The sequence below is a fragment of the Candidatus Omnitrophota bacterium genome (genome assembly GCA_016209275.1).
Lineage (GTDB): Bacteria > Omnitrophota > Gorgyraeia > Aquiviventales > Aquiviventaceae > JACQWM01.
Map to the genome: position 1 here is coordinate 1 of JACQWM010000062.1, position 26037 is coordinate 26037.

The window sequence follows — 26037 nt, forward strand, 5'->3', positions numbered from 1 at the left end:
ACCGACGCTTTCCTCGTCGGACAACCCACGTTCTCGTGTACTGGCAGTGTGGGCATCGGTGCCGCCGGGTCATGCCTCCATGATACTAAACTAGGTGGCTGGAACACGACTTTACCCTTGGTTATTCAGTTGAATGCGGTTCGTTCTGCAGACTTCTGCATATTGGTAGGCGCTGGGACGAGGACGGCGCTCTTGGGTGGCATAGTCGACTTCCACGATGCCGAAGCGCGGGCCGTAGCCATCCGCCCACTCGAAGTTATCGAGCAGCGACCAATAGCAGTAGCCGATCACCGACACCCCCCGCCGCATGGCGCGCGCCATCGCTTGCAGATGCCGGTGAATGTAACTCCACCGCCGCGCATCATCGGCCATGGAGGTGCCGTTTTCCGTCACCAAAATCGGCAGGCAGTATGGCTTCAACCGCATCAGCACCCGGAGCAATGATGCGGGGTGCACGTCCCAGCCCATCGACGTGCGCTCCGTGACCTGGCGCGGATGGTGCCCGAGATCGCAGCCATCGCCCGGCCACACGCCCGGCGGCGGCACGTAACGGATGAATTGCCGCCCATAGTAGTTGAGGCCGATGTAATCCAGCGTGTTGGCCGCCTCAGGCACATGCCAGCGCTGCGTGACACCCGGGACGGACCACCGGCCGGTCGTCAACGCCTGAAACCACGACAGGATGAAAATGCGATCGGTCATCCAGGTGACCAGATGATCCAGCGGCGAATACCATCGGCACGGCCAGAACGCCGGCACGTTGTGCGCGATGCTCACCAAGGGCGCTGGGGCCGCAGGTGTCGCCTGCGCATGAATGATGCGGTAGGCTGCGGCGTGCGCGCGCACCAAATGCTCGACGACTTGAAGCGTCTTCGGCAGGCTTTTCGCGCCCGGCGGCCCCAACCCTTGGATGAAATGCATTCGCACATACACCATCGGCTCGTTGATCGTAATCCAATACCGCACCGAGGAGCCCAGGGTGTCCACGACCCGCGCGACATACTGTTGAAAGTGCTCGACGGCCTTAGGGGTAGTCCACCCGCCTTGCCGCACCAGCCATTGCGGCGTCGTAAAATGATGCAGGGTGACGATCGGCTCAAGGCCTCGGCTTCGCAGCGCGCGCACCACCTCCGCATAATGGGCGAGGGCGGCGCCATCCCACTGCCCTTCCGCCGGCTCGACCCGGCTCCACTCAATGGAAAAGCGGTGGGCCGAGTGATGCAAAGATTCGGCCAGGTCGAAATCTTGGGCGAAGCGGCGGTAATGATCGCACGCGGCTCCTGAGCGCTCGTTGACGCGACCCGCCTGCTCCCATGCCCACCAATCGCTGTGGAGGTTGTCGCCTTCCACCTGATGGGCGGCCGTCGAGGCGCCCCAGAGGAACCCTTTTGGAAACTCAAATTCCAATGTCTTCTCCTCGAAGCGTAGCGCTGATCAGTGTTGCCAACGCTGGCGCGGCCATAATGGAATCCGGTCCGGCAAAGCTCGGTTGATTCTTAAAGTTGACGAGAACACGGCCGGTGGCGGCGGCCAGCGCGCACCAGGGCGCGATGTCGTACGGTTTCACGCCGCAATCGATGACGGCATCCGCGTGAGCTCGCAGCGCCCAGAGATAGCCGTAGCAATCGCCGTAGGCCCGCTCTAAATAGCATGAGGCGATCAGGCGGCGGAACCCGCGATCATAGCGCGTGCGCTGCCACCAGCCCGCGCCGCCATGAAAAATCACCGCGTCTGACAGCGTGTGGACGGCGCGCGGCCGCGGCAATGGCTGCGGACTCCCCCGCCCCCGCTCGTAGGCGCGCACGCCGGGTGCCACCGCCAGGGTCGCTCCGGCGATGGGAAAATCGCACACGCCCAGCGTCGGGCGCCCGCGCTCCACGTGCGCGACCAGAATCCCCCAGGAGGGCAACCCGCTGGAAAACGCTCGGGTGCCGTCGATGGGATCGATGAGCCAGTACGTGCCATGGGACGGCGGCTCGCCGCCGAACTCTTCTCCGACGATGGATTCGCCGGGGCAGCGCTTGGCCAGCGCCGCTCGCAAGTATTCTTCCACGGCTCGATCGGCGGCGGTGACCGGGGAGGCATCCGCCTTGCGCTCAATGCGAAGGCCGGCCGACCGGAAATACCGCAGGGCCAGCGGCCGGCACCGCCGCACCTCGCGCTCCACCGCGCGCAATAAGGCGTGCTGGTTGGTGCTCATCTCTGGTATTGTACGCGGGGCGGCCGTCCTTGACAACCATCGCGACGATTCTATATACTTAGCTGCAATAATAGTTAAGGGTATAAACTACTGATGAATATTGACCGCTTCAGCAAACGGATGGTCGAGCTGATGCCGGCTCTCATTCGAGGCTTCGCGCGGCATGAGCACAATTCCCTCTCCCGGGGAGAAATCACCCTGCCCCAGCTCTGGGCGCTGGAGCACCTCGCCCGCCAATCGCCAAACTGCCCCATGCACGCGCTCGCCGAGTTGCTCCACATTTCCCGGCCGGCAGCAACCGGGCTGATCAACCGGCTGATCAGCCAGCAGCTCGTCCGCCGCGAAGCCGACGCGCGCGACCGGCGCATCGTGCTCGTCGCCATCACCGCCAAGGGCCGCCGCGCGCTCACGAACATCTGGGACCAGAAGCAGCGCATGATCGTGGATATCTTCGGCCAGATTTCCCCCTCGGACCGCGCGCACTACCTGGCAATCTTGGAGCGCGTCACCGCCATTGCCTCGCAAGCTCCCCGCGCCAAGCGGAGACGTCAGCCATGAACCATCCCAGCCGCCTGTGCCTCGGGCTGGCCTCGCTGCTCTGCGCGGGCGCTGCCGCGCCGACGGGGGAAACCGAACCGTCGGCGCAGCAGATCATCCCGATCAGACACCATGAAGCAGGTCTCGCGGTCAGCGCGGAGGGCCTCACACTCGCCGACTGCTATCGGCTCGCGCTCGCGCAGAGCGAGGCCGTCGCCATCCGCAACGAGATGCTCAACGCCACCGAGGGGCAATTCCTGCAGGCCCTCAGCACGGCCCTGCCGAGCGTTGACTATCAGATCGCCGAAAAACGCCAGGACGGCTCGGGCGCATCCGCCTTTTCGCTGAAGCGCATCCCGGAGCAAAAGTTCGCGCTCAGCCAGCCGCTGTTTTCCGGATTCAAGGAGTTCGCCGCGATGGCCGGCAGCCGGGCCCAACGCCGGCAGCGCGCGCATGAGACAGCGCGGGCCGAGCACCTGCTGCTCATCGACGTGGCGAACGCGTTTCATCTGCTGCTGCAACAGCAAGGGGACATCCGAGCGCTTGACGCCACCCGCAAGGCCCTGGAGGATCGGCTCGGCGAATTGCACCGGCGTGAGGAGCTCGGCCGCTCCCGCCAGAGCGAAGTCGCCAGCGCCGAAGCCAGGCTGCGGCGGGTGGAGGCCGATCTGGAGTCGGCCCGCAGCAGCGAGATGACCGCCCGGCAGCTGATGGAATTTCTCACCGGACAATCGCCGCTGGGGCTCCTCAACGATGATCAGCCTGACCCGCTCGCACTGCCGGCGGAAGGCGAGTACCTGGCGAAAGCGCACGCCCGGCCCGACGTCAAATCGGCCGAGGAGGCCTGGAATGTGGCCAGGAAAGCCGTGTGGGTGGCCCAAGCCGGGTTTTGGCCGACGGTCAGCCTGGATGCCAATTATTACACGAAGCGCGCCGGGGTCTCCGAGGACATCACGTGGGATGCCACCCTCGATGTGAGCATCCCTATTTTTCACGGCGGGAACAATCTGGGAGCCACGAAGACCGCGCGCTCTGAAGCGCGCCAGGCCAAACTCACATTCGAGCTGACCAAACGCCAGGCAGAGCTGGAGATCCGCAGCGCCTACGCCACCTTGCAAGGCAGCATCGCCCGCTACCTGGCCTTGGTGCGGGCCTTGGATGCGGCGGAGGAAAATTACCGCCTGCAAGTCGAGGATTACGGACGGAACCTCGTCAACAACCTCGATGTGTTGCAGGCGTTGCAGGACGTGCAGGACGCGCGCCGCGACGTGATCGCCGCGCAGCATACCGCCAAACGCGACCATTGGAAGCTCCGCGTCGCCACCGGAGAAACGTTATGACGCTGTCTGATTTCTCGATTAAAAACCAGGTCTTCGCGTGGATGCTGATGGCCTCGCTCATCTTGTTTGGGGCGATTAGTTTCAAGCGGATGGGGGTCAGCCAAATGCCGGAGGCGGAATTCCCCGTCGTATCGGTGACGATGACGTGGGAGGGCGCGGCCCCTGAAGTGATGGAAAGCGACGTCGTGGACATCGTCGAAGATGCCATCACCAGCATCCAAGGGGTGCGCGACATTGCATCGACGACTCGCCAAGGCCAGGCGACCATCACGATCGAGTTTGACTTGGAGCGAGACATCGACGTGGCCCTGCAGGAAGTGCAGACGAAAATCGCGCAAGCCCAGCTGCGCCTGCCGCGCGAGCTGGATCCGCCGGTCGTCATCAAGCTCAATCCGCAAGATCAGCCGATCATGTGGCTCGGCGTCTCAAGCAATCTCCCCATCCGCGATCTGATGGAATATGTGCAGGATCATCTGAAAGATCAGTTCCAGACCATCAACGGTGTGGGCGAGATCTTTCTCGGAGGGTTCTTGGAGCGCAACCTGCGCGTGTGGATCGATGCGCAGAAATTGGAGCCGTTGCAACTGACGGTGCAAGACGTCATCGACGCCATCCAGCGCGAGCATGCGGAGCTGCCGGCCGGACGCATCGAAACCGGCCAGCAGGAATTCAACGTCCGCTCGATGGGCGAGGCGACCAGCGTTGAGGAATTCGGCAACATCATCATCACCCGGCGCGCGGGAGGGCCGATCTACAAGCCGATCTACCTCAAGGATGTCGCCACGATCGAAGACGGCTTGGCGGATCGGCGGCGCATCGCGCGCATCAACGGCAAGCCGGCGGTGGGCCTTGGCATCCGCAAGCAGCGCGGAGCGAATGAAGTCGCGGTGGCGCATCGCGTCTTGGAGCGGATGAAGCAGCTCCAGCCCACACTGCCGAAAGGCGTTGAGCTCGGCGTCAACTTCAACCGCACCCAGTTCATCGAAGAGTCGATCAACGAGTTGACGTTTACGCTCGTCCTCTCGGCGATTCTCACGTCGCTGGTGTGCTGGCTGTTCTTGGGCTCCTGGAGTGCGACCCTCAATATCCTGATGGCGATTCCGACCTCGATCGTCGGGTCGTTTATTTGCCTGTACTTCTTCCGCTTCACCCTGAACACGTTCACGCTGCTGGCCCTCTCGCTGGCCATCGGCATTGTGGTCGATGATGCCATCATGGTGCTGGAAAACATCGTGCGCTACCGGGAGCAGGGTCTTGAAAAGGCCGAGGCGGCTCGCCGGGGAGCTCGGCAGATCACCTCGGCGGCCCTCGCCGCCACCCTGGCGATCATCGCCATCTTCCTGCCGGTGGCGTTCATGACCGGCATCATCGGCAAATTCTTTTTTGAGTTTGGGGTCGCGATTTCTGTCGCCGTCGCCTTATCGCTGTTGGAAGCCCTAACACTAACTCCCATGCGCTGCTCCCAATTTTTGCAAGTGGGTGCTCGCCGCACCATCATCGGCAAAGCCGTCGAAGGCGCGTTCCATGGACTGGCCAATGGATACCGCGCGGCTCTGGCCTGGTCGCTGACGCGTCGTTGGCTGGTCCTTGCAGCCGGCGTCGCCGTGTTTGCGGGCTCGATCATGCTCGTGAAGTTCCTGCGGAAGGAGTTTGTGCCGCCGCAGGATCAGAGCATGTTTTTGGTCCGCCTTCAAACGCCGGTCGGCTCCTCGATTGATTTCACCGACGACCGCTTCAAGCAGGCCGAGGCGTTTGCGATGAGCCGCCCGGAAATCAAGCGGTACTTCGGCGCTATCGGCGGCTTCGGGGGCGGTGAAGTCAACACCGGCATCTTGTTCATGACGTTCAAGCCGCCCAAGGAGCGCCCGATCGTGCCGCCGAACACGAAGCCGCTATCGCAGCGGGAATTGATGGCGCTCTTCCGCAAGCATCTCAACGCGATCCCGGACACCAAAGCGTACATCCAGGATTTGTCGATGAGCGGCTTCTCCGCCCAGCGAGGATTTCCCATTGAGCTTACCGTGCGAGGGCGGGAGTGGAATACGCTGGCGGAGTTCTCCGAAGAGCTCAAGCATCGGATGGCCGCCAGCCCCTTGATGGTGGACGTGGATACGGATTATCTGACCGGTGTTCCGGAAGTGCGGGTGCGGCCGGATCGCATCAAGGCGGCCGAGCGCGGGGTCAGCATCGATGCGATCGGCCAGACGATCAACGCGATGATCGGCGGGCAGCGGGTCGCAAAGTACACCCGCGGCGGCCGGCGGTATGATGTGCGGGTTCGCTTGATCCCCAGCCAGCGCACGCAGGCCGAAGACATCGAGCGATTATGGGTGTGGAACAATCAAGGCGAGCTAGTACAGCTGAAGGATGTGGTCACCGTCACCGAAAAACCCACGCTGTTGACGATTTCGAGGAAAAACCGTGAGCGCGCGATTGGACTCTTTGCCAATATCGCCGCCGGAGAGTCTCAGACGACCGCGATCGCCGAAGTCAATCGCCTGGCGAAGGACATCATGCCGGAAGGCTATCGCGTCGTGTTTGGAGGAAGCACCGAAACATTTAAGGAATCCTTCAACAGCTTGCTCTTTGCCCTCGTCCTGGGCATCATCGTCTCGTACATGGTCTTAGGCTCGCAGTACAACAGCTACCTGCATCCCTTGACCGTGCTGCTGGCCCTGCCCTTTAGCATTTCAGGAGCGTTCTTAGCGCTGTGGGCCACACGGCAATCCATCAACCTCTACAGTTTTATCGGCCTGATTTTGCTGATGGGGATTGTAAAAAAGAATTCGATCCTGCTGGTCGACTTCACCAACCAGTTCAGAGAGCAAGGCAAGAACGTCCATGAGGCGCTGATGCAGGCCTGCCCTACGCGGCTGCGAGCCATCCTCATGACGTCGGTATCCACCGTCGCGGCGGCGACCCCGCCGGCGCTTTCCCTTGGGCCGGGCGCTGAAACCCGCATGCCGATGGCCATCGCCGTCATCGGCGGCGTGACCTTTTCAACACTGCTCACCCTCTTTGTCGTCCCCTGCGCGTACAGCCTCCTCTCCCACATCGAACGCAAACAATATACGGTGACCAAGTGACCCAGTGGCCAAGTGGTTGCGTCGTGGTCACCCGGCCACATGGCCACTCGGCCACCGACTGGATATTTGTGAAACGACTTCTCGCTAATTGCTGTCTGTGGAAATGAACTCTAGGGGCACGACGAGCAGCTTGGAGGGCTCTTGGGCCGAGGGCGGAAAGGGCGGAAAGGGGCTGGAGGCTTTCACGATGCGCAGCGCGATCGACTGCAAGAGCGAGGAAGCAACCGAGCGCTCCGCCACGACATCCGCCGCGTCCGCCGCGCCGTTGCGGTGGATCACGAACCCGATGTAGACGGTGCCGGAGGCCTCGGCCTTGTGCGGCAACCACGCTCGCTCATCCGCGGTCCGCTGAATGTGCTCTCGAATCGCCGCGAAGTAGCTATACAGCACCGGATTGCCGCGAGCAGCCACCGTCAGATTCGTCAAATCGATGGCGCCTGACCAGGCATTGCGGCTCTCAGCGCTTCCGAGCGCCTCCGCAGCTCCTCCTGCGCCGCTGCCGACTCGAATCTGCGTCAGCAAGCCGGAGGCCCCGGATCCGAACCCTCCCGCCTCAACGCCCTGGCCGAGGGCAGCGCTCGGAACCCGCGGAAGCGGTGGCACCTCTTCGCGCTGGGCTCCCGTCGTTCTCGATTCGTAGATCAACCGCAGCGGCTTTTTGGCAGGAACGCTGATACTCCAGTGCCCGGTGATCAGCTGCACGCCCAGCACGACCGCATGGCCTGCCAGCGAGCAGCCCAGCATGGCGAGCAACCCGCGGTCCCAGAGGGAAGTCGACTGGTCGATCATGACCCGAAGAGCTTGACCAGCAGCATCAGGCCGATGCCAACGCCGATCGCCAGCATTTGAATCAATGATTTGACCGGCTCGCGCTCCTTATGGAGCTCCGGGACCAGATCGGAGCCGGCGAGATAAATGAAGCCGCCGGCGGTCAGCGGAAGAATCGCCTTCGGAAAGGCGGCGACCAATTCCCCGGCGATCAGCGCGGTGATCGCGCCGACGATTGCGAGCGACGCCGCAAAAAAGTTGAACCACAGCGCCTTCGCCGTGGTAAATCCCGCGTGCAGCAGCACGCCGAAGTCTCCGATCTCCTGGGGAATTTCATGGAGCAGCACGGCAATCGTCGTCGCCAGTCCCACCGGCAGGCTGACCAAGTAGCTGCTGCCGATGAGCAATCCATCAATGAAGTTGTGCAGCCCATCGGCGACGAGGCTCACATACCCCACGGGATGAACGCACGCTCCGTAGTGCGGGATATGCTCATGGCGCCAGAGCAGGAATTTTTCCAGCAAGAAAAAAACCAGAATGCCGGCGAGGATATAGGCCGGTGTGGCGAGGCTGCCGTCGGATTTGAAGGCCTCCGGCAAGAGATGGATGAAGGTGTCCCCGAACATCGCGCCCACGGCCAGGCTGACCATGATGAAAATCGCGCGCTGGACCCGCGCCGCATCCTTGGAGAGGGCGACAATCCCGATGAAGGAGGCCAGGCTGACCACCACCACGCTGCCGATGGTGGAACACCATACGCTGAGCATCGGTGGGGGGCTAATCCGTCAGCGTGGCAATGCGGATTTCCTGAAAGCCGACATCGCGGCACAGATCCCACAGCTCCACCAGCCGGCTCACGTAGGCGCTGCGGTCCGCGCGGATCAGCAGCGGCTGCTCGTGAGAGAGCCCGGCGAGCTGCTGCCGCAGGTCTTTCAGGGTCACCGCGTCGCGATTGAAGTAGACGACGTGCTCTTTGGTGAGCGTGATCATCACGCCGGAGCCGGGGACCCGCCGGCTGGTCGAGGCGCGCGGCAGATTGACTTTAATGCCCTGATCCAGAAGCGGTGCCGCGACCATGAAAATGATGAGCAGGACCAGCATGACATCGACGAACGGTGTCACATTGATGTCGGCGAGCGGCGCGCGATGGGCCTCAAGCTTCATCGCGCCTTCGCCTTGACCATCAGCAGCTCCTGATATTCCTCAAGGAATCCCTCGCATCCGTTGCCGAGCTTCCGCGTCCAATTGACAAACACATTGTAGGCCATGACGGCGGGAATCGCCGCGGCCAAGCCTGCCGCCGTGGCGATCAGCGCTTCCGCGATGGCCGGGGCCACCACGGCCAGCGACGCCGAGCCGGCCGTGCCGATGCCCTGAAACGCATGCAGGATGCCCCAGACGGTGCCAAAGAGGCCGATGAACGGGGTGGTGGAGCCGGTCGTCGCCAAAAAAATCAGGTACGACTCGAGCCGCTCCATCTCCTGTGCGAGCCATTGCTTCAGCGTTCGGCTGATGTCCTCTTTCGAAGCGCCGCGCAACGCCGTCGTGTGGCGTTGCACCATTTTGGCCAAGGGGCAACCTTGGAACTGATCCGCGGCGGCGAGCAGCGAGGCGGCATCGCCGCTCGATCGCGCCGTCTGAAGCGCGCCGAGCATGGCCCGGGCGCATTCGGACGCCGCGCGGAACTGCGCCGTCTTATAGAGGATGATCGCCCATGAAAAAATTGAGAAACCCATGAGCAGCAGCAACACGAACTTGATCAGGAGCGAAGAATGCAGGAGCGACTCAACCATGGCGCGTCCTTTCAGGTGGCCAGCAGCACGACAGACTAGCTATTAGCATACCTCGACGACCATGAGGCGTCAATCATTCGCTCTGTCAACGCAATTTAGAAATGTCCTCGGTCCTGCAAAGTAGAACTGTCCTCTTCGCTGCCAGCGAGACCTGTCCTGTTTCTTAACGCCTTGAGCCGCTGCACGCGCTCGAATTGTCGCCAGGGATGATCGGGCGTCGGGATGACGACGGCGCGTCGCCGACTCGGAAACCGCACCCGGAGGGCGGGTGCGGGCGGCCGCGGCACAATCTCCCGAGCGCGCACGACCTCCTCGCCGTGGAGCAGGAGCCGGGTGCCATCAAACGTATCGATGACCGTCACCTGTTTGGGGCGGCGCGTCCGCCACGGCTCGGTGAGGAGGTACCACTTCCCTCCGCATTGCACCGTGTTGTCCTGGCGTACGAGGCGCGGGGTGTGGAGGGCCAGGATGCGCTTCAAGGTGCGGGGGGCCGGCGCTGGACGGTGGAGATCCTCCGTCGAGCGCGGAGCGCAACTGAACCGGCGATTGTAGCGGGGGAGATACGCCTGCAGGAAACGATTCGCGGCGTCCCGCGTCGTCACCCGAGCAAGCCGCATCTCTTTCAGCACGCGGTCCTGGAACGTGCGAAACAGCCGCTCCACGCGGCCCTTGGCTTGGGGCGAGTAGGCCGGGATCACCTGCACCCCGAGGTGGGTCAGCGCGCGCTCAAACTGTGTCTGGGGGCGCGTCCGGCCCGCCAGCTCATCTGCCACGCTCAGCGTCCGCGTCGAGTAGTACGCCCCGTGCCGATCGAGGTAGACGCTCTGGGGCAATCCGTGGCGGAGCACGTAGGCATAGAAGCTCTCAAAGGCCGGCATCGTCCCCTCGTAGTCATAGAAGCGGGCGAAGACGTCGCTCGTCGCGTCGTCGATGTAGGCCATCAGCACCAACCGGGGCCCGCGGCCTTCCAACCAGTCATGGTGCGAGCCATCGAGCTGGAGCATCTCGCCGCATGCCGCCTTGCGCTCGCGCCAGACGTGCTGGGGGCCGACTCGGCGTTGGCGCTGCCACAACCCGGCCTCGCGCAGCCACTGGCGCAGCGTCTCGCGGCTCACGGTGAGGTGATCGCGCTCGTGGAGCTTCTCGCTTGCCAGCGTCGGCCCGAAGCCCGCGTAGCGGGCTTGATAGCGCCGCAGGACCTGCTGCTTGAGCGCCGGCGGTGCGCGACGGTTGGACGGGTGGCCGCGCAGTCGGTGCACGATGCCTGGCGGGCCGGAGCCCCGCACCCGCTGCACCCACCGCCGCACTTGCCGCACCGAGAGTGCGAGCAGCTCGGCGGCCTGCCGCTGACGCATCTTCCGATCGAGTACTTGTTGCACCACCATCAACCGTCGGGCTTCTTCGCGCGTCATGACGAGCCTCGCCTCCATCGACATCATCCCCTCCTCGTGAGGGCATGATGGTAGAGGACACTTCTATCTTGCGCAAAGAGGACATTATCATCTTGCTGTTACAGTCAATCATTCGCTCACCCGCCGAGGTAGGCGGCTTTGATGTGGGGATTGGTGGCAAGGCGCTGCGCCGTATCCGACAACACGATCTGCCCGCTCTCAAGGACATAGCCGCGGTGGGCGACCTGCAAGGCTTGGTAGGCATTTTGTTCCACCAAAAGCATCGTCAGGCCCTCACGATTAATCCGCTGAATCGTTTCGAAGATCGTCAGCACCAATTTCGGGGCTAAGCCAAGCGACGGCTCATCCAAGAGCAACAGCTTCGGCCGCGCCATCAATCCTCGCGCGATCGCCAGCATCTGTTGTTCGCCCCCTGAGAGCGTTCCCGCCAACTGTCGACGACGATCCTGCAATACGGGAAATAGCGCACCCATGCGTCGAAGATCGTCGCGAATCCCGGCGCGATCTCGCCGCAGATAGGCTCCGAGCTCAAGATTCTCCTGCACGGTCAGCCGCGGCAAGATGCGTCGCCCCTCAGGCACGTGGCTGATCCCCAACCCCACGATGTCAGCGGCCGCATACCCGCTTAAGGATTGCTGTTGAAAGGTGATCGTGCCATCGCGCAGTGGCAGCAGCCCGGAAATCGCCATCAGCGTCGTCGTCTTGCCGGCGCCATTCGCTCCCAGCAACGCGACAATCTCGCCTGCGTTGACTTCAAGACACAACCGCTTGAGGCAGCTCGTCGGGCCGTACCCGACTTCAACATTTTCAAGTTTCAACATCGGAGGCGCCCTTTACCTTGTGTTGATGGTTCCAAGGTACGCTTCGATGACCCGGGGATCGCGTTGAATCTCTTTCGGCGGCCCCTCGGCAATCTTCTTGCCGTAATCCAACACGGCCACGGTGGTGGAGATGGGCATGATGACTTGCATGTCGTGCTCAATGAGCACGATGGTCAACCCTTGAGCGTTCAACTGCTGGATGAGCTGAAGGAGTTGCTGTTTTTCCGTGGGATTCAATCCGGCCGCCGGCTCATCCAACAGCAACAGCTCAGGGTCCGATGCCAGAGCCCGCGCAATTTCTACTCGCCGCTGAAGACCAAACGGCAGCGCGCTGGCGAGCTCGCCTGCGCGATCTGAGAGTCCCATGGTTTCCAATAATCCCATGGCTCGATCATGCGCCCATCGCTCTTCCCGGCGCGCTGCGGGACTGAGCAGAATGGCGCTCGCCAATTCTGCCTGCGTGCGAATATACATGCCGATGAGGACATGTTCGAGCACCGTCATGCTCGCGAAGAGGCGGATATTTTGGAAGGTTCGCGCGATGCCATACTGGACGATTTCGTCAGGGGCCAATCCCGTAATGGGCTCAGCGGTGTCGCGACCAAACGTCACCTCGCCGCCATCCGGCCGCAACACGCCGGTGAGGCAATTAAACAGCGTGGTCTTCCCTGCGCCATTCGGTCCAATCAGGCCCACGACGTCGCCGTGCATGACCTGGAGGCTCACGCCATCAAGCGCGGCCACGCCGCCGAACCGCTTGGTGAGGTGGCCAATGTTAAGCAGGAATTGCGCGGACATAGCGAGTGCGCCGTCGATGGCGTGTGGCGCCGAAGAGCCCTTGAGGACGCCAGCGGATCATCAGTATCATGGCGAGGCCAAAGACCAGCATGCGGTACTCATCGAAACCTCGAAGCAATTCGGGCAAGATTCCGAGGATGAGCGCGCCCGCCACCGCTCCGCGGATGCTGCCCAATCCGCCGAGCACGACCATCGCTAGAATCATCACGGAAAGGATAAAGTCAAAACTATCCGGGGTAATCGTGCCTTGCTTCGCGGCGAAGATCGCCCCGGCCAAGCCCGCGATACACCCCCCGCAGCCTTGAGCCAGCAGCTTGAGCCGCAGCACGGGAATCCCCGCGCAGGAAGCGGCTAATTCGTCATCGCGAATCGCCACCCAGGCCCGTCCGATCCGAGAGCGGGATGCGCGCACGCAGACTCCGATCACGATCAACGTGACGAGGCACGCCAACACGTAATAGGGTGCTGAGGACACGCCAAAACTGACCCAGCCGCGGCCCGGCACCCAGATCGTCGGATGCGCAATGCCTAAGAGCCCATTCGGTCCGCCGGTCCACCGGTCGAGATTCGTGAAGGCAATGCGCACGATCTCGCCGAAGCCTAAGGTGACAATCGCCAGGTAATCCCCGCGCACGCGAAGGGCAGGTGCCCCCAGCAGCACCCCAAACACGCCGGCCATGAGCGACGCAGGAATCCATCCGATCCAAAACGGCCAATGCCAATGGAGATTCAGGAGCCCGTACGTGTAGGCGCCGATGGCAAAAAATGCGGCGTAGCCCAAGTGCAACAGGCCGGTGAGGCCGACGATGATATTCAACCCTAAGGCGAGCAGCGCGTAGAGCAGCGATGTGGTCAAGACATCAAGGTGGTAGGGATTTGGATCGATCAAAGGCAGCGCCAGCATTGTCATGCCAACACCAGCCCACTGCCACGTCACAAACTTTTTAAACCTCATTCTTTTAAGGCGATATCAGATATGAAATAGCCATTTCATATCTGATATCGAATTTAAGCACGGTCGGTGACTCGCTCGCCAAGCAGCCCTGTCGGTTTAAACAGCAGCAGCGCGATGAGGATCACGAACGCAAACACATTCTTCCATTGCGAGGAGAGATACCCCGCCCCCAGCCCCTCGAGCAACCCGAGGGCCAGGCCTCCCAGCATCGCGCCGGGGATGTTGCCGATGCCGCCGAGCACGGCCGCCGTGAAGGCCTTCAACCCCACCATGTAGCCGTCGTGAAAATTGATGGTGCCGTAGTGCAATCCAAAGAGCATCCCGCCCATGGCCGCGAACATCGAGCCGATGGCAAAAGTGATAGCGATGATCCGATCGACGGGAATCCCCAGCAAGGCGCAGGCGTTGAGATCTTGGGAGGTGGCGCGCATGGCCATCCCAAGCTTGGTGCGCATCACGAGCGCTTGTAAACTCAGCATCAGCGCGCCGCTCATGACCCATGCCACCACCTGCATCAAGGTGATCGAAACCCCGCCGATGTCCCATCGCATCAAGGGAATCGGATTCGGAAACCGCCGATCGTTCGGGCCATAGAACACCATCAAGACATTCTGCAAGAGGAAGGACATGCCGATGGCGGTGATCAACGCATTCAGCCGAGGGGCTCGGCGGATGGGCCGATAGGCGAATCGTTCGACGCCAAGGCCAAGCCACGCAGACACGGCCATGGCACCCACGCCCATGATGACCACCACGACGGCCCATGGGAACCCGCCACCGAGAGCCAGGACGAGACTTAAGGCGATATACGCGCCGACGATGAAGATCTCCCCATGGGCAAAGTTGATCAGCTGGATCACGCCGTAAATCATCGTGTAGCCTAAGGCGATGAGGGCGTAAATCGCGCCGAGGGTGAAGCCGTTGGCGAGCTGCTGAAGAAAAAGTTGGAGGGACGTCATGAATTCGCACACAGCACCTAGCACACAGCATACAGCAATGGCTCTATCTGTGTGCTGTTTGCTGTGTGCTGTCTGCTGATGTCAGGTTTGGGGCTGAAAGATAAAGCGGCCGTCTTTGTCGGTGTAGGTGCCGACCTCGACAAATGAGCCGTTCTTGACGGTGACGAGGCCGATGTCGCGGATAAGCGTATCGCCCTTCTCATCGAAATTCTGCGTGCCGAAAATGCCGGGAAAATCCTTGAGCGTTTTCATGGCGGCCAACACCGCGGCGCGGTCTTTCTTGCCCGCGGCGCGAATGGCCCAAATCGCCATGTTGGTCGCTTCATAGGCATACGACGAATAGGCGCCGACCGGGCCGAATTTCGCTTCAAAAGCCTTCACGAACGCCTGCGCGGTCGGGATGCGATGAATATCGGCTCCTAATTTGGTCAAATAGACGCCCTCGGCCGCTTGGGGAGTGGCGAGATGGATGAGCTCCGCATCGAAGAGGCCATCACCGCCCATAAACTGGCTGGTGATGCCGAGCTCGGCCCGCTGTTTAATCAATAACGCCCCCTGCGGATACATGCCGGCGAAAAAGATCAGATCCGGATTCAACGACTTGATTTTTGTCAGCAACGGCACGAAATCCTTGTCTTCTTGCGAAATGCCCTCATGGCCGATGATTTCCATCTGCACCGTGCTGGCTTTCTTGATGAACTCATTTGCCAAACCGCGGCCATAGGTCGTCATGTCATCCAAGAGGAAGACCCGTTTGGCCTGCAGCTGCTCAGCGGCGAAGCTGGCCGCGGCCGGCCCTTGCAGATCGTCGGTGGGGCAGGTCCGGAAAAAGTTCTCGAAGCCTTGCCGGGAAATCTGCGGATTCGACGACACGGGACAGATTTGCAGCATCCAGGCCTGATGATAGACCGCCGAGGCCGGCATCGTGCAGGAGGAGTTCAGATGGCCAACGATCACGACCACATCCGAATCGGAGACGAGCCGCTTCGCGGCCGCCACGGTCTGCGTGGGGCTATGCTGATCATCCAGCGCTTCCAGGCGCAGGGTGTACCCTGGCAAAATCGGACCGCGCGCATTGGCCTGCTCGACCGCGAGCTGCGCGCCATGCATCATGTCTTGCCCTTCCATGGCTTGATCGCCGGTGAGCGGGCCGACAAAGCCGATCTTGATGACGGGCTCAGGCTTACCGCAGCCGGCCGCGAGCAGGAGAAGAAGAGTCATGGGGACGGTTCTCTTTTTCAACGAAAAAGAGAACCGTCCCCAGCGTCTAGCTCGTTGACTCAGACGCATGGTCAATCGCCGCTTGCCACTTCAGCGCCTCGGGCGATTCCTGTTTGCTCTGATAGATGACGAAGCCGAGGACGATCACACACACCAACACGACGAGCCAGATCACCGCCGAGGGCTGCTCCGCTTTGACAACAAACGGCAGGATGAGCAAGCTCACGAGATTCATCACTTTGATGAGCGGATTCAGCGCAGGCCCAGCCGTATCTTTCAGCGGATCCCCAACGGTATCGCCGGTGATCGAGGCCTTATGGGCTTCCGAGCCTTTGCCGCCGTAGTGGCCGTCTTCCACAAATTTCTTCGCGTTATCCCACGCCCCGCCGGCATTGGCCATGAAGACCGCCAGCAGCTGCCCGGAGAGGATGATGCCCGCAAGAAATCCCCCCAGCGCTTCCTTATGGAGCAGCAGCCCGACGACGATCGGCATCAACACCGCCAGCAACCCAGGACCGATCAGCTCCCGCTGGGCTTCGGCCGTGCAGATGGAGACCACGCGGCCGTAATCCGGCGTTTTCGTGCCGTCCCAAATCGCTTTATCTTTGAATTGCAGCCGCACTTCCTGCACGATCAAAAACGCCGCCCGGCCGACGGCGCGGATCGTCATCGAGCTGAACAGAAACGGCACCGCCCCGCCGATGAGAAAGCCGATGAAGACGATCGGTTCGGAAATGGACAGGCGAGAGGCGATCTGCTCGTAGGTGGCACCGGAAAATTTCGCCGCGTCGGTGATGAAGGCGTTGAACAGCGACACCGCCGCGATCACGGCCGAGCCGATGGCGATCCCCTTCGTGATGGCTTTCGTCGTGTTGCCGCACGCATCCAGATCGGCCAGGGTTTGCCGAGCCTTTTTATCCAGATGCGCCATTTCGCCGATGCCGTTGGCGTTATCCGCCACCGGCCCGAAGACGTCCATCGAAATATTGTTGCCGGTTAAGGTCAGCATCCCGATGCCGCACATCGCGACCCCGTAGGCAATGTACGTGGGATTCGTCCCGGCATAGATGAGGAAGGATGCGAAGACCGCCAGCGCAATGACGAGAATCGACCACACGCTGCTTTCATAGCCAACCGAAATACCGGTGATGATCGTCGTGGCATGGCCGGTCTGGGTGGAGCGCGCCACGGATTGCACCGGTGGCTTTTCCGGTGCGGTGAAGTAATCCGTCAAATAGTTGATGGCAATCGCCAGCAAGATCCCGATCAATGTGGTCCACACCGGCCGCATATCCAAACCAGCCACTCCGAAACTGATCCATCCCGGCAGCGCTACGGCCTCAGGAAAACGCAAATAGTAGAAGCCGACGACGCAAAAACCGATGATCGAGACCGCGGCCGACACTGCAAAGCCGGTGTGGATGGCCTTCATGGCGGCCCGGGCTTCTTCCGTCGTCCGCACCAGGTAGGTGCCGATAATGGAGCTGACGACGCCGATGGCGCGGACCAGCAGCGGAAAGATCACGCCCTTATGGCCGAAGGATGCCCAGCCGAGGATCATGGCTGAAACGATGGTGACCTCATATGATTCGAAAATATCCGCGGCCATGCCAGCACAGTCGCCGACGTTATCGCCCACGTTATCAGCAATGGTTGCCGCGTTGCGGGGATCATCCTCCGGGATGTTATGCTCAAGCTTCCCGACAAGATCCGCCCCGACATCAGCCGCCTTGGTGTAGATCCCGCCGCCCACGCGCATGAACAACGCCAGCAGCGTGCCGCCAAAGCCAAAACCGAGGAGCACCTCGTACGCCTTCTCGCCATAGACCATGAAGATCAACGTGCCGCCCAGCAGCCCAAGCCCGTCGGTGAGCATGCCGGTGATCGTGCCGGTGCGATACGCGATCTTCAGCGCCTCGGCAAAGCTGGTGCGAGCGGCCGCGGCCACGCGCACGTTGCCCTGCACCGCCATGTTCATGCCGATGAAACCTACAGTCGCAGAAAAAATTGAGCCCATCAAAAACGCGCAGGCGCGGCCGACGGCGATCGAGGTCTCCCCGGCGGTGAAGTACAGCAGCCCCGTCAAGACCAAGATCAGCAGCGCAATCGCCTTGAATTGGCGCTGCAGATACGCATTCGCCCCCAGGCGGATCGCGCCGCTGATGCGCTTCATCGCCTCGGTCCCCTGATCTTTGCTGAGCATCTGCCCGACGAGCAGGCCGGCGTAGAGCAAGCCAGCCACCGCCACCAGCAGCACCACGAACAGCGCGATCCGCTCCCAGAAGGTGAAATTGGGATCGGCGATCACCGAATAGGAGAATAACGACGCCATCACGATGCCTTCGCTACGGTGCGGATTTCCGGCTCGATTCAAGAGGGGGGGCGACGACACCGCCGGACAAGATCAGCTTCATCGCGTCTTCCACGGACATGGTCAGGGGAATCACGTCTTTCTCGCGGAGAAAGATGATGGGGCCGGTCACGGGCGAGGGGGGTGTCGGGATCAGCACGGTCACCAGCGTCTCCGGCGCCCCGGTGACAGACGTGGTGGTCTCATTGGTGACGAAGGCGATGGAAAACGAGCCGAGCCTGGGCCACTCCACCAAGACGACATGGCGGAAGGCCGCCTGCCCCTTGCCTTCCTCTTTGAAGAGGAATTGCGCGAGCTGTTTGGCCGCCGGATAGATTTTCTTGATGATCGGCAGCCGCACGAGCCAGGCCTCAAGGGTGTGGAAGATGACGCGCCCCACGACGTGAACGGAGAGCACGCCCACCAGCAGAATGATCAGGAGGGTGACCAAGAGGCCAAGCCCGGGGATCGCATACGGGAGATACTGTCCTAAGAATTGGTCGGAAAATCTGAAGATGATTTTCACGACCCACGCGGTCACCGCCACGGGGAATAACGTCGCGAGTCCGGTGATGAAGTAGCGGCGGATGGCCAGGCCGACACGGCGCGAGAAGGACGCTGAGGGCCCTGGGTTGGGAGCGCTGGGCTTCGGAAGGTCAGGCATCGGATCGTGGGACAATGCTACCGTGCCGTCGGCAATTCGTCAACAAGCTTCCTAGGCAGGGGTGCGGTCTTGGGCATGGTGCTTGATGTTCTTGCCCTGCGCCATGTAGATCACGTCTTCGGCCACATTGGTGGCGTGGTCGGCGATGCGTTCGATATGCCGGGAGACGAGAATGAGATTCACCGAACGCGTGATGGCTTTGGGATCCTCCATCATGTAGGTCAGCAACTCACGGAAGATTTGATCGTCATACTGATCCACCTCGTCGTCGCGCTCGCAGACCGATTGGGCGAGCGCCGCGTCCTGCCGGACGAACGCATCCAGGCTGTCTTTCACCATCTGCTGGGCCACCTCGGCCATGCGCGGGATATCGATGAGGGGCTTGAGCAGCGGCTCTTTCAAGAGCTCCAGCGTCCGCTCGGCGATGTTGACCGCCTGATCGCCCATGCGCTCCAAATCATTATTAATTTTCAACGCCATGGCGATAAACCGCAGATCCTTCGCCTCCGGCTGGTAGAGCGCCATCGTGCGCAGGCACAGCTCGTCAATCTCGATTTCCAGCTGATTGATCGCGCCATCCGAGGCGATCACCTGCCGTGCCATGTCCGCGTCGCGCTTGACCAGCGCCTTCACCGACAGCCCGATCGCCGCCTCGGCCAACCCGGCCATGCGCACCAACTCATCCTTCAACCGTTGCAGTTCGACATCCACGTGCCGTTGCATGGCTCTCACCTCCCCCTTCAGTCTATCGAATGAGCAACCCTTCACGCAATGATCCCGGCGCAAACCGCAAGCGCCCAACGCCCCAGCGCTGCATCCACGCCAGGAGGGTGACGCTGGTGGCCAGCAAGAGGTCCTGGCGCCGCGGGTCGATGCCCGGAATCCGACGGCGCTGCGCGGCTGTCGACCGGCTCAGCCAAGCCGAAAAGCGCTGCAATGACGCGTGCGTCATCGGCCGATCCGAAGACCGCCTCACGGCGATGATCACTTGGCGGATCAATCCTGAGCTGCCGAGGGCTTCGCGCCACCTCCTCCGGCACGGCGAGCGGCGCAGCCCGGCCCAGCGCTGCCGAACATGCCGCGCCAACGCCTCCACGTCCTCTGCCTGAGCCGGATCGTGCGCAAGAAAGCGTTGGGTCAGGCGGCTGCTGCCGAGCGGCACGCTCGACGCTGCGGCCAGCCGACGCGCCGACCCGCACATGACTTGCGCGCTGCCGCCGCCGATCGTCACCATGAGCGCCTGCCCGCGGAATCGATTCAGGAACATCGCTCCGCGGAAAATCAGCCGCGCCTCCTCTTCGCCGGAAATGATGCGCAACGGAATGCCGCATCGCCGCCGAACGACGCGCACAAAAGCGCGGCCATTGGAGGCGTCGCGGACGGCGCTGGTGGCCACGGCGTCAATGCGGGCCACGCGATCGCGCGCAAGCCGCTTGGCATAGCGTTGCAACACCGCCAGCGCCCGCGACTGAGCCGCCATCGTCAATCGATTGCGCACCAGCCCTCCGTCGCCGAGACGAACCAAGGCCTGCTCATGCTTCAGCATCCGCACCTGCCGCCCGGTGCGTTCGGCCACCACCAGATGGATGGCATTGGTGCCCACATCAATCACGCCGATTCTCATCAGGGCGATCCATGACTATTCATCGCTCAGCACCACATTCCAAATGGTTTCATCCAAATCGCCCGGTGATGTAGTCTTCGGTGCGCTGATCATGCGGGGCCGTAAACATCTGCTCGGTTCGTCCGAATTCAATCAGCTCCCCGAGGAGCAAAAACCCCGCCATGTCCGACACGCGAGCCGCCTGCTGCATATTATGCGTCACGATGACAATCGTGTAGCGGGCTTTCAGCTCATGGATGAGCTCTTCCACGCGCGCCGTCGCCACAGGATCCAGCGCTGAGCACGGCTCATCCATCAAGAGCACTTCCGGGGTGACGGCCAGCAGACGCGCAATGCACAACCGCTGCTGCTGCTCCAAGGACAACCGCAGGGCGGAGGTGCGCAAGCGATCTTTCAACTCATGCCAAAGCGCCACGGACTGCAGGCTGCGTTCGACGACCTGCTCAATCCCGCGGCCATTCGCCAATCCATGAATGCGCAGGCCGAAGGCGATATTTTCAAACACCGACAGCGGAAACGGATTCGGCCGCTGAAACACCATGCCCACGCGCTTGCGCAGGCTGACGAGCGACACCGCGGAGTCCATGATGTCCTGGCCGTCCAGCAAGATGCGGCCGGTCACCCGCGCGCTGTCGATGAGCTCATTCATCCGGTTGAGGCACCGGAGCAGCGACGACTTGCCGCAGCCTGATGGGCCGATCATGGCGGTGACCTGCCTCGGCGCAATGGCCATCCGCACGCCTTTGAGGGCGTGGAAATCATCATAAAACAGATCCAGCCCCTCCACCAGCATCTTCGGCTCCATGTTAGCCGAAGCGCCCGGTGATGTAGTCGTTCGTGCGCTGATCATGCGGGGCGGTGAACATGAGATCCGTCCGATCCAGCTCAATGAGCTCCCCGCCCAAGAAAAACGCCACCCGATCGGAGACCCGCGCAGCCTGTTTGGTATTGTTGGTCACCAGCACGATCGTATACTGGGCCTTGAGCTGCACCATCGTCTCTTCCACTTTGGCCGTCGAGATCGGATCGAGTCCTGAGCATGGCTCATCGAAGAGGATCACCTCGGGCTCCATCGCCAGCGTGCGGGCGATGCACAGCCGCTGCTGCTGGCCGCCGGAGAGTTTCATCGCCGGACGCTTCAGCCGATCCTTCACTTCATCCCACAGCGACGCCGCCTTCAGGCTGCGCTCGGCAAGCGCGGCCAAATCGCTGCGGCTGTGCGTCCCGCGCAGCCGGGGCCCGTACGTCACATTCTCCTCAATGGACATCGGCAGCGGCAGCGGCAGCGCAAACACAATGCCGACCCGCCGACGGACGGATTGACTGTCAAGATCGCGGTACAGATCCTTTCCCTCCAATGACATCCGGCCTTGATAGCGAAAGACGGGGTTCAGTTCGTTCATGCGATTCAGGCTGCGTAAGAACGAGGTCTTGCCGCTATTCGCCGGGCCGATGACGCCGAGAATCTCGTGCGGGTGAATGTCCAGCGTCACCGACTTCAGCGCATGAATCGGCCCATACCAGACCGACCACTCGTGCGCAGAAATTTTCGTCGGGTTCACCATTGGCGCTTCCGGCGGAAGTGAATCCGCAGCACAATCGCCAACATATTCAATGACAACACGAGCATGAGCAAGACCAGCGCCGTGCCATAGCGCTGCATGATCGGGATGTTCGGAATTTGCGTTGAGATCACATAGAGGTGATACGGCAGCGCCATGGCTTGATCAAAAATCGACCGGGGCAGGCGCGGCAAGTAAAATGCCGCGACGGTAAACAGGATTGGAGCCGTTTCGCCCGCGGCTCGGCCGATGCCAAGAATCGTCCCTGTCATGATGCCGGGAACCGCATTGGGCAACACCGCATGGCGGATCGTTTGCCAGCGGCTGGCCCCGAGCGAGAGGCTGACTTCGCGAAAACTTTGCGGCACGCTGCGCAACGCCTCTTCCGTCGCGGTGATGATGACGGGCAAAATCATGATGGCCAGGGTCAGCGCGCCCGACAGCAGGGATGTTCCAAATCGGCAGAAGACCACAAACAGCCCTAAGCCGAAGAGTCCATAGACCACAGAGGGAACGCCAGCCAGGTTGATGATGGCCAACCGCACAAGGCGCGTGAGCCAATTATTTGCCGCGTATTCGTTGAGATAAATCGCCGCGAGGACCCCCATGGGCAACGCAAAGATAATCGTCAGACCCACCAACTCCAGCGTGCCAATAATCGCCGGAAAAATGCCGCCGGCGCGCATGCCCTGCGTGGGCATCGTCGTGAGGAACGACCAGGAGAGGGCTCCCGCGCCATGCCACATGATCATCCCGATGATGATCGCCACCGGCAGGACGATGAGCACTGTCGTCGCAAACAGGAGGCTGAAGGCCAGCCGCTGAACCTCCATTGCCCGACGCCACGGCTCCGCCATCAGTCCTCCCGATGGAGAAAGAGGTCGGCGAGCACATTGATGATAAATGAAATGATAAACAGCACGATCCCGATCGCAAAGAGCGCGGCATAATGCTCCGAGCCGCGCACCGTCTCGCCCATTTCAGCCGCAATGGTGGCCGTCATGGTGCGCACCGGCCGCAATAACGTATGGGGAATCACGGCAGCATTTCCGGTCACCATCATCACCGCCATCGTCTCACCAATGACGCGGCCGATGCCCAGCATCGTCGCGGCGAAGATGCCGGACCGCGCCGCCGGCAGCAGCACGCGGTGCATCATTTGCCAGCGCGTGGCTCCCAAGGCCAGCGCTGCCTCGCGATAGCCGCGTGGCACGGCCGCCAGCGCATCTTCGGTGATGCTGACGATCGTCGGCATCGCCATCAGCGCGAGCGTCAGCGACCCGGTGAGCGCGGTGAGCCCGGTGGGCAAATGAAACACGTCTTTGATGACGGGGGCGAGCAGCGCCATGCCGATGAACCCCAACACGACGCTCGGAATCGCCGCCAACAGCTCAATGCCGGCCTTTAAGGTCTCTTTCACCCACCCCTTGGCGATCTCCGAGACCAGCAGGGCGGCCGCGATGCCGAAGGGCACCGACAGCGCAATCGCCCCGACGGTCACCACGCACGAGCCGAGAATGAGCGGCAGGATCCCGAAGCGCGGAGGATCGGAAATCGGATACCATCGGTCGCCGGCCAGGAACGCGGCCACCGACTCCGTGCGAAACAGCGCGATCCCCTCTTTCATGAGAAAGAGAAAGATGAGGGCGACAATGACGATCGAGGAAATGCCGCAGAGGTGGATCAAGCCCTCGATCACGCGTTCCTGCCACGGCCGCGGCGTCATGAGGCGGGTGCGATCGGCACGAAGTCGATGCGACGCACGACGGCCTGCCCCTCGGGCGAGAGGACATAGTCGAGAAACGCCTTCGCCAACCCCTCGGGCCCGCCGCGGGTATAGAAGAGCAGCGGCCGCGCAATCGGGTAGGCTCCGGATCGCACGGACGCTTCAGATGGGGCAACAAACGGCCCGGCAGCGCTTGTTCCGACACCCACGACGGCATTCTGAGGATTGGCGTATCCCATGCCGTAATAGCCGATCGCCGTCGCATTGGCCGCGACTTCATCCGCAATGGCCTGAGAGGACGGCAACAGCAGCGCCTCTTGGGAGAATTCCCGGTCATGGCCAGAGGCATCCTTGCCCAGCACATGCTCCTTGAAAAAGACATGCGTTCCCGAATTGACCTCTCGGGACAGCAGGAGGATGCCCGCGTCGTCGCCGCCGACGTCTTTCCAGTTGCGGATCGTCCCGGTAAAAATCCCGGCCAATTGCTCAATGGTGAGTCGCTTCACCGGGTTGCTTGGATGCACGACGACCGCGATGCCATCTAAGGCCGCGATCCATTCCTTCGGCGCCACCCCTTTGGCCGTAGCCTTGGTGATTTCTTTTGGCGACATCTTCCGAGAGGTGGCCGCCAGATCGCACGTGCCCCCAATCAAGGCCGCGACGCCGGTGCCGGATCCGCCGCCCGTCACCGCCACGGTCACCTGCGGATGGATGGCCATAAACTCCTCGGCCCACGCCTGGGCGAGGTTGACCATCGTATCCGAGCCCTTGATCTGCAAGCTGCCGGTGAGCTCCTCGGCCGCGGCCGCCGCGCCAACACCCAACGCGATGCTCACCGCCGTCAAACACCTTCCCCACCCGTATCGCATGCCGCGCTCCTTGGCCAGTTAGAACTTGGTGATCCAATCCGTGCGGAATGTTTCCGCATGATTCTTCGCGCCCTTCAGTTCCTGCGTGTCGTAAAACTTCAATTGGACCGCCGAGTTTTTCAGCACCGCAAGCTTCAGCCAATAGACATGGCCGGTGTGATTCGTGCCGCCATTGCCGAAATCGGAATCGGTGAAGGCTCCAAACGTCGCGTCTGGCGGCAGCCGCTCAAAGTAGTAGCCGCCTTCCCAGCCTTTGCGCAAGTCAAACGGCACGCGCGCCTGGCCGGCCTTCACGCCGATCTGAAACCCGTGGTTGGAGGACGCGGAGGGGGTATTGTGGACCCAGTCGCCGAAGACGCCGAAGGGGATCTGGGCGCGCTGGCTCACGACTTCGACGGTGGAGTTCAAGAGATTCAGATCTTGCAAGCCGTCGCTGTTGCCTCTCAACCCGCCGGCCGTCGTCAGCGCCGTCGACTCCGAGAAGGGATTGGTCACATTCTTGTAGTCGTGGTAGGCCAAGGCCCCGGTGAATTTCAGATGCTTGGCCGCCTCCTCAGCGGCGTCGGCAAACGGCTTCCACGAGGCTCCGCCTTGCGCCGACCACAAGCTGGCCGCCTCGGTGATGTCCGATTGCAGCAGAAACACCCCTGCATTGGTGAACACCGTCACCGGCCCCAGCGTTTTGGCCAGATGCACGGCCGCGCCATCAAAACTGAGATCCTCATCCCACATCAACTGCCCTACGGTCCAGAAGGGATTGGCGAACATGCCGCCGGTCAACCGAGCTTCATCGATGGAGGGCACCTCAGGGCTGTATTGGACGTAGGCGCGGTCGAGGAAAAAGTTTTTGTGGTTGAAGGAGGTGTTGAAGGTTTGGTTCGGAGAGCCGGGATCCGTGGACGTGCCTGTCGTCAACCTCGCGCCGACGTTGAGACCCTCCGCGACCTTCGCGTCAAACCCGTACCGGAAGCGGATGCGCTGCCGGTTGACATCCTGCCCGGTGCCGGTGCGGTTGCGGTATTCTTCGCGCAATAAGAGATCACCGCTCCACGTCCAGTTGCGCGCCGACTCCGGCACGAGCTCTTTCGCCAGTTCGGCATTGCGGGCCTCTTTGGTGTGCTGGACTTCGCTTCGGATCTCGCTGGCATCCGCCTGCGTGAGGATGCCCTTTTCGATGAGCTTATTGAGCAAGACATCCACCTCGCTGACCGCCTCCGCCACACCAGGCAGGATGCTGACAAGCAACGCCCCCACGACCGCCCATGGTCCTCCTTGTCTTCTCATGGCGCCTCCTCTCATCATCATGTGCCCCAAGGTTAGCAACAGGATGTCAGCAGCGTTTGAGGGACAGG

General features: G+C 61.8%; 25 protein-coding genes. 3 read left to right on the forward strand and 22 right to left on the reverse strand.

Features of this window, described 5'->3' with window-relative positions; genetic code table 11:
- Positions 1-111 precede the first annotated feature (111 nt).
- Together HY737_09020 and HY737_09025 are read right to left on the reverse strand one after the other, a co-directional pair.
- Complete coding sequence (locus HY737_09020; protein MBI4598524.1) at positions 112-1407, reverse strand: glycoside hydrolase family 1 protein; 1296 nt, start codon at positions 1405-1407, stop codon at positions 112-114.
- A complete protein-coding gene (locus tag HY737_09025; GenBank protein ID MBI4598525.1) occupies positions 1397-2200 on the reverse strand; it encodes a hypothetical protein in 804 nt (267 codons plus the stop codon). Before HY737_09025 ends, HY737_09020 begins: the two co-directional genes overlap by 11 nt.
- Positions 2201-2293: 93 nt before the next feature.
- Between HY737_09025 and HY737_09030 the strand changes: the two genes are divergently transcribed.
- From HY737_09030 to HY737_09040, 3 genes are read left to right on the forward strand one after another with little or no spacing between them, the layout of a single operon-like run.
- Positions 2294-2758 (forward strand): winged helix-turn-helix transcriptional regulator, encoded by a 465-nt coding sequence (locus HY737_09030; protein MBI4598526.1) that lies wholly within the window; start codon positions 2294-2296, stop codon positions 2756-2758.
- Positions 2755-4077 carry a TolC family protein gene (locus HY737_09035; GenBank protein MBI4598527.1) on the forward strand — a complete coding sequence of 441 codons (1323 nt, stop codon included), beginning with the start codon at positions 2755-2757 and terminating at the stop codon, positions 4075-4077. Before HY737_09030 ends, HY737_09035 begins: the two co-directional genes overlap by 4 nt.
- Positions 4074-7163 carry an efflux RND transporter permease subunit gene (locus tag HY737_09040; GenBank protein MBI4598528.1) on the forward strand — a complete coding sequence of 1030 codons (3090 nt, stop codon included), beginning with the start codon at positions 4074-4076 and terminating at the stop codon, positions 7161-7163. The genes HY737_09035 and HY737_09040 overlap by 4 nt, the downstream gene beginning before the upstream one ends.
- An 84-nt stretch (positions 7164-7247) precedes the next feature.
- On the opposite strand, the gene HY737_09045 is transcribed toward HY737_09040, so the two are convergent.
- The 20 genes from HY737_09045 to HY737_09140 form a co-directional block, all read right to left on the reverse strand.
- Positions 7248-7952 carry a hypothetical protein gene (locus HY737_09045; GenBank protein ID MBI4598529.1) on the reverse strand — a complete coding sequence of 235 codons (705 nt, stop codon included), beginning with the start codon at positions 7950-7952 and terminating at the stop codon, positions 7248-7250.
- Positions 7949-8698: a ZIP family metal transporter gene (locus HY737_09050; GenBank protein ID MBI4598530.1), complete on the reverse strand. Its 750-nt coding sequence runs from the start codon at positions 8696-8698 to the stop codon at positions 7949-7951. Before HY737_09050 ends, HY737_09045 begins: the two co-directional genes overlap by 4 nt.
- 10 nt (positions 8699-8708) lie before the next feature.
- A complete protein-coding gene (locus tag HY737_09055) occupies positions 8709-9095 on the reverse strand; it encodes a biopolymer transporter ExbD (GenBank protein ID MBI4598531.1) in 387 nt (128 codons plus the stop codon).
- Positions 9092-9724 carry a MotA/TolQ/ExbB proton channel family protein gene (locus tag HY737_09060; protein MBI4598532.1) on the reverse strand — a complete coding sequence of 211 codons (633 nt, stop codon included), beginning with the start codon at positions 9722-9724 and terminating at the stop codon, positions 9092-9094. Before HY737_09060 ends, HY737_09055 begins: the two co-directional genes overlap by 4 nt.
- 95 nt (positions 9725-9819) lie before the next feature.
- Positions 9820-11163, reverse strand: coding sequence for an ISNCY family transposase (locus tag HY737_09065; protein MBI4598533.1), 1344 nt, complete (start codon positions 11161-11163; stop codon positions 9820-9822).
- Positions 11164-11252: 89 nt separating this feature from the next.
- Positions 11253-11957 (reverse strand): ABC transporter ATP-binding protein, encoded by a 705-nt coding sequence (locus tag HY737_09070; GenBank protein ID MBI4598534.1) that lies wholly within the window; start codon positions 11955-11957, stop codon positions 11253-11255.
- Between the two features lie 12 nt (positions 11958-11969).
- Positions 11970-12755 carry an ABC transporter ATP-binding protein gene (locus HY737_09075; protein ID MBI4598535.1) on the reverse strand — a complete coding sequence of 262 codons (786 nt, stop codon included), beginning with the start codon at positions 12753-12755 and terminating at the stop codon, positions 11970-11972.
- Positions 12733-13710 (reverse strand): branched-chain amino acid ABC transporter permease, encoded by a 978-nt coding sequence (locus HY737_09080; GenBank protein ID MBI4598536.1) that lies wholly within the window; start codon positions 13708-13710, stop codon positions 12733-12735. Before HY737_09080 ends, HY737_09075 begins: the two co-directional genes overlap by 23 nt.
- Positions 13711-13763: 53 nt before the next feature.
- Positions 13764-14669 carry a branched-chain amino acid ABC transporter permease gene (locus tag HY737_09085; GenBank protein MBI4598537.1) on the reverse strand — a complete coding sequence of 302 codons (906 nt, stop codon included), beginning with the start codon at positions 14667-14669 and terminating at the stop codon, positions 13764-13766.
- An 81-nt stretch (positions 14670-14750) separates the two neighbouring features.
- Entirely contained in the window at positions 14751-15890 is a 1140-nt protein-coding gene (locus HY737_09090) for a branched-chain amino acid ABC transporter substrate-binding protein (protein MBI4598538.1), read from the reverse strand.
- 46 nt (positions 15891-15936) lie between these two features.
- Entirely contained in the window at positions 15937-18222 is a 2286-nt protein-coding gene (locus tag HY737_09095) for a sodium-translocating pyrophosphatase (protein MBI4598539.1), read from the reverse strand.
- Positions 18223-18235: 13 nt separating this feature from the next.
- Positions 18236-18904, reverse strand: a complete 669-nt coding sequence (locus HY737_09100) for a DUF502 domain-containing protein (protein MBI4598540.1) — start codon at positions 18902-18904, stop codon at positions 18236-18238.
- A 51-nt stretch (positions 18905-18955) separates the two neighbouring features.
- Positions 18956-19627: a phosphate signaling complex protein PhoU gene (gene phoU / locus HY737_09105; protein ID MBI4598541.1), complete on the reverse strand. Its 672-nt coding sequence runs from the start codon at positions 19625-19627 to the stop codon at positions 18956-18958.
- A 22-nt stretch (positions 19628-19649) separates the two neighbouring features.
- Positions 19650-20528, reverse strand: a complete 879-nt coding sequence (locus HY737_09110) for a hypothetical protein (protein ID MBI4598542.1) — start codon at positions 20526-20528, stop codon at positions 19650-19652.
- Positions 20529-20577: 49 nt separating this feature from the next.
- Positions 20578-21333: a phosphate ABC transporter ATP-binding protein gene (gene pstB / locus HY737_09115; GenBank protein ID MBI4598543.1), complete on the reverse strand. Its 756-nt coding sequence runs from the start codon at positions 21331-21333 to the stop codon at positions 20578-20580.
- A gap of 1 nt (position 21334) precedes the next feature.
- Complete coding sequence (locus HY737_09120) at positions 21335-22093, reverse strand: phosphate ABC transporter ATP-binding protein (protein MBI4598544.1); 759 nt, start codon at positions 22091-22093, stop codon at positions 21335-21337.
- A complete protein-coding gene (gene pstA, locus HY737_09125; GenBank protein ID MBI4598545.1) occupies positions 22087-22923 on the reverse strand; it encodes a phosphate ABC transporter permease PstA in 837 nt (278 codons plus the stop codon). Before pstA ends, HY737_09120 begins: the two co-directional genes overlap by 7 nt.
- A gap of 23 nt (positions 22924-22946) precedes the next feature.
- Positions 22947-23816 carry a phosphate ABC transporter permease subunit PstC gene (pstC, locus tag HY737_09130; protein MBI4598546.1) on the reverse strand — a complete coding sequence of 290 codons (870 nt, stop codon included), beginning with the start codon at positions 23814-23816 and terminating at the stop codon, positions 22947-22949.
- Positions 23813-24685, reverse strand: coding sequence for a phosphate ABC transporter substrate-binding protein (locus tag HY737_09135; GenBank protein ID MBI4598547.1), 873 nt, complete (start codon positions 24683-24685; stop codon positions 23813-23815). Before HY737_09135 ends, pstC begins: the two co-directional genes overlap by 4 nt.
- Positions 24686-24703: 18 nt before the next feature.
- On the reverse strand, positions 24704-25969 hold the full coding sequence (locus tag HY737_09140) for a putative porin (protein ID MBI4598548.1): 1266 nt from the start codon (positions 25967-25969) through the stop codon (positions 24704-24706).
- Between the last annotated feature and the right edge of the window lie 68 nt (positions 25970-26037).

Excerpts from the sequence above, each read along its gene's own strand:
- HY737_09025 (MBI4598525.1), bottom strand. The coding sequence starts at position 2,200 with ATGAGCACCAACCAGCACGCCTTATTGCGCGCGGTGGAGCGCGAGGTG.
- HY737_09030 (MBI4598526.1), top strand. The coding sequence starts at position 2,294 with ATGAATATTGACCGCTTCAGCAAACGGATGGTCGAGCTGATGCCGGCT.
- HY737_09035 (MBI4598527.1), top strand. The coding sequence starts at position 2,755 with ATGAACCATCCCAGCCGCCTGTGCCTCGGGCTGGCCTCGCTGCTCTGC.
- HY737_09040 (MBI4598528.1), top strand. The coding sequence starts at position 4,074 with ATGACGCTGTCTGATTTCTCGATTAAAAACCAGGTCTTCGCGTGGATG.
- HY737_09045 (MBI4598529.1), bottom strand. The coding sequence starts at position 7,952 with ATGATCGACCAGTCGACTTCCCTCTGGGACCGCGGGTTGCTCGCCATG.
- HY737_09050 (MBI4598530.1), bottom strand. The coding sequence starts at position 8,698 with ATGCTCAGCGTATGGTGTTCCACCATCGGCAGCGTGGTGGTGGTCAGC.
- HY737_09055 (MBI4598531.1), bottom strand. The coding sequence starts at position 9,095 with ATGAAGCTTGAGGCCCATCGCGCGCCGCTCGCCGACATCAATGTGACA.
- HY737_09060 (MBI4598532.1), bottom strand. The coding sequence starts at position 9,724 with ATGGTTGAGTCGCTCCTGCATTCTTCGCTCCTGATCAAGTTCGTGTTG.
- HY737_09065 (MBI4598533.1), bottom strand. The coding sequence starts at position 11,163 with ATGATGTCGATGGAGGCGAGGCTCGTCATGACGCGCGAAGAAGCCCGA.
- HY737_09070 (MBI4598534.1), bottom strand. The coding sequence starts at position 11,957 with ATGTTGAAACTTGAAAATGTTGAAGTCGGGTACGGCCCGACGAGCTGC.
- HY737_09075 (MBI4598535.1), bottom strand. The coding sequence starts at position 12,755 with ATGTCCGCGCAATTCCTGCTTAACATTGGCCACCTCACCAAGCGGTTC.
- HY737_09080 (MBI4598536.1), bottom strand. The coding sequence starts at position 13,710 with ATGAGGTTTAAAAAGTTTGTGACGTGGCAGTGGGCTGGTGTTGGCATG.
- HY737_09085 (MBI4598537.1), bottom strand. The coding sequence starts at position 14,669 with ATGACGTCCCTCCAACTTTTTCTTCAGCAGCTCGCCAACGGCTTCACC.
- HY737_09090 (MBI4598538.1), bottom strand. The coding sequence starts at position 15,890 with ATGACTCTTCTTCTCCTGCTCGCGGCCGGCTGCGGTAAGCCTGAGCCC.
- HY737_09095 (MBI4598539.1), bottom strand. The coding sequence starts at position 18,222 with ATGGCGTCGTTATTCTCCTATTCGGTGATCGCCGATCCCAATTTCACC.
- HY737_09100 (MBI4598540.1), bottom strand. The coding sequence starts at position 18,904 with ATGCCTGACCTTCCGAAGCCCAGCGCTCCCAACCCAGGGCCCTCAGCG.
- phoU (MBI4598541.1), bottom strand. The coding sequence starts at position 19,627 with ATGCAACGGCACGTGGATGTCGAACTGCAACGGTTGAAGGATGAGTTG.
- HY737_09110 (MBI4598542.1), bottom strand. The coding sequence starts at position 20,528 with ATGAGAATCGGCGTGATTGATGTGGGCACCAATGCCATCCATCTGGTG.
- pstB (MBI4598543.1), bottom strand. The coding sequence starts at position 21,333 with ATGGAGCCGAAGATGCTGGTGGAGGGGCTGGATCTGTTTTATGATGAT.
- HY737_09120 (MBI4598544.1), bottom strand. The coding sequence starts at position 22,093 with ATGGTGAACCCGACGAAAATTTCTGCGCACGAGTGGTCGGTCTGGTAT.
- pstA (MBI4598545.1), bottom strand. The coding sequence starts at position 22,923 with ATGGAGGTTCAGCGGCTGGCCTTCAGCCTCCTGTTTGCGACGACAGTG.
- pstC (MBI4598546.1), bottom strand. The coding sequence starts at position 23,816 with ATGACGCCGCGGCCGTGGCAGGAACGCGTGATCGAGGGCTTGATCCAC.
- HY737_09135 (MBI4598547.1), bottom strand. The coding sequence starts at position 24,685 with ATGCGATACGGGTGGGGAAGGTGTTTGACGGCGGTGAGCATCGCGTTG.
- HY737_09140 (MBI4598548.1), bottom strand. The coding sequence starts at position 25,969 with ATGAGAAGACAAGGAGGACCATGGGCGGTCGTGGGGGCGTTGCTTGTC.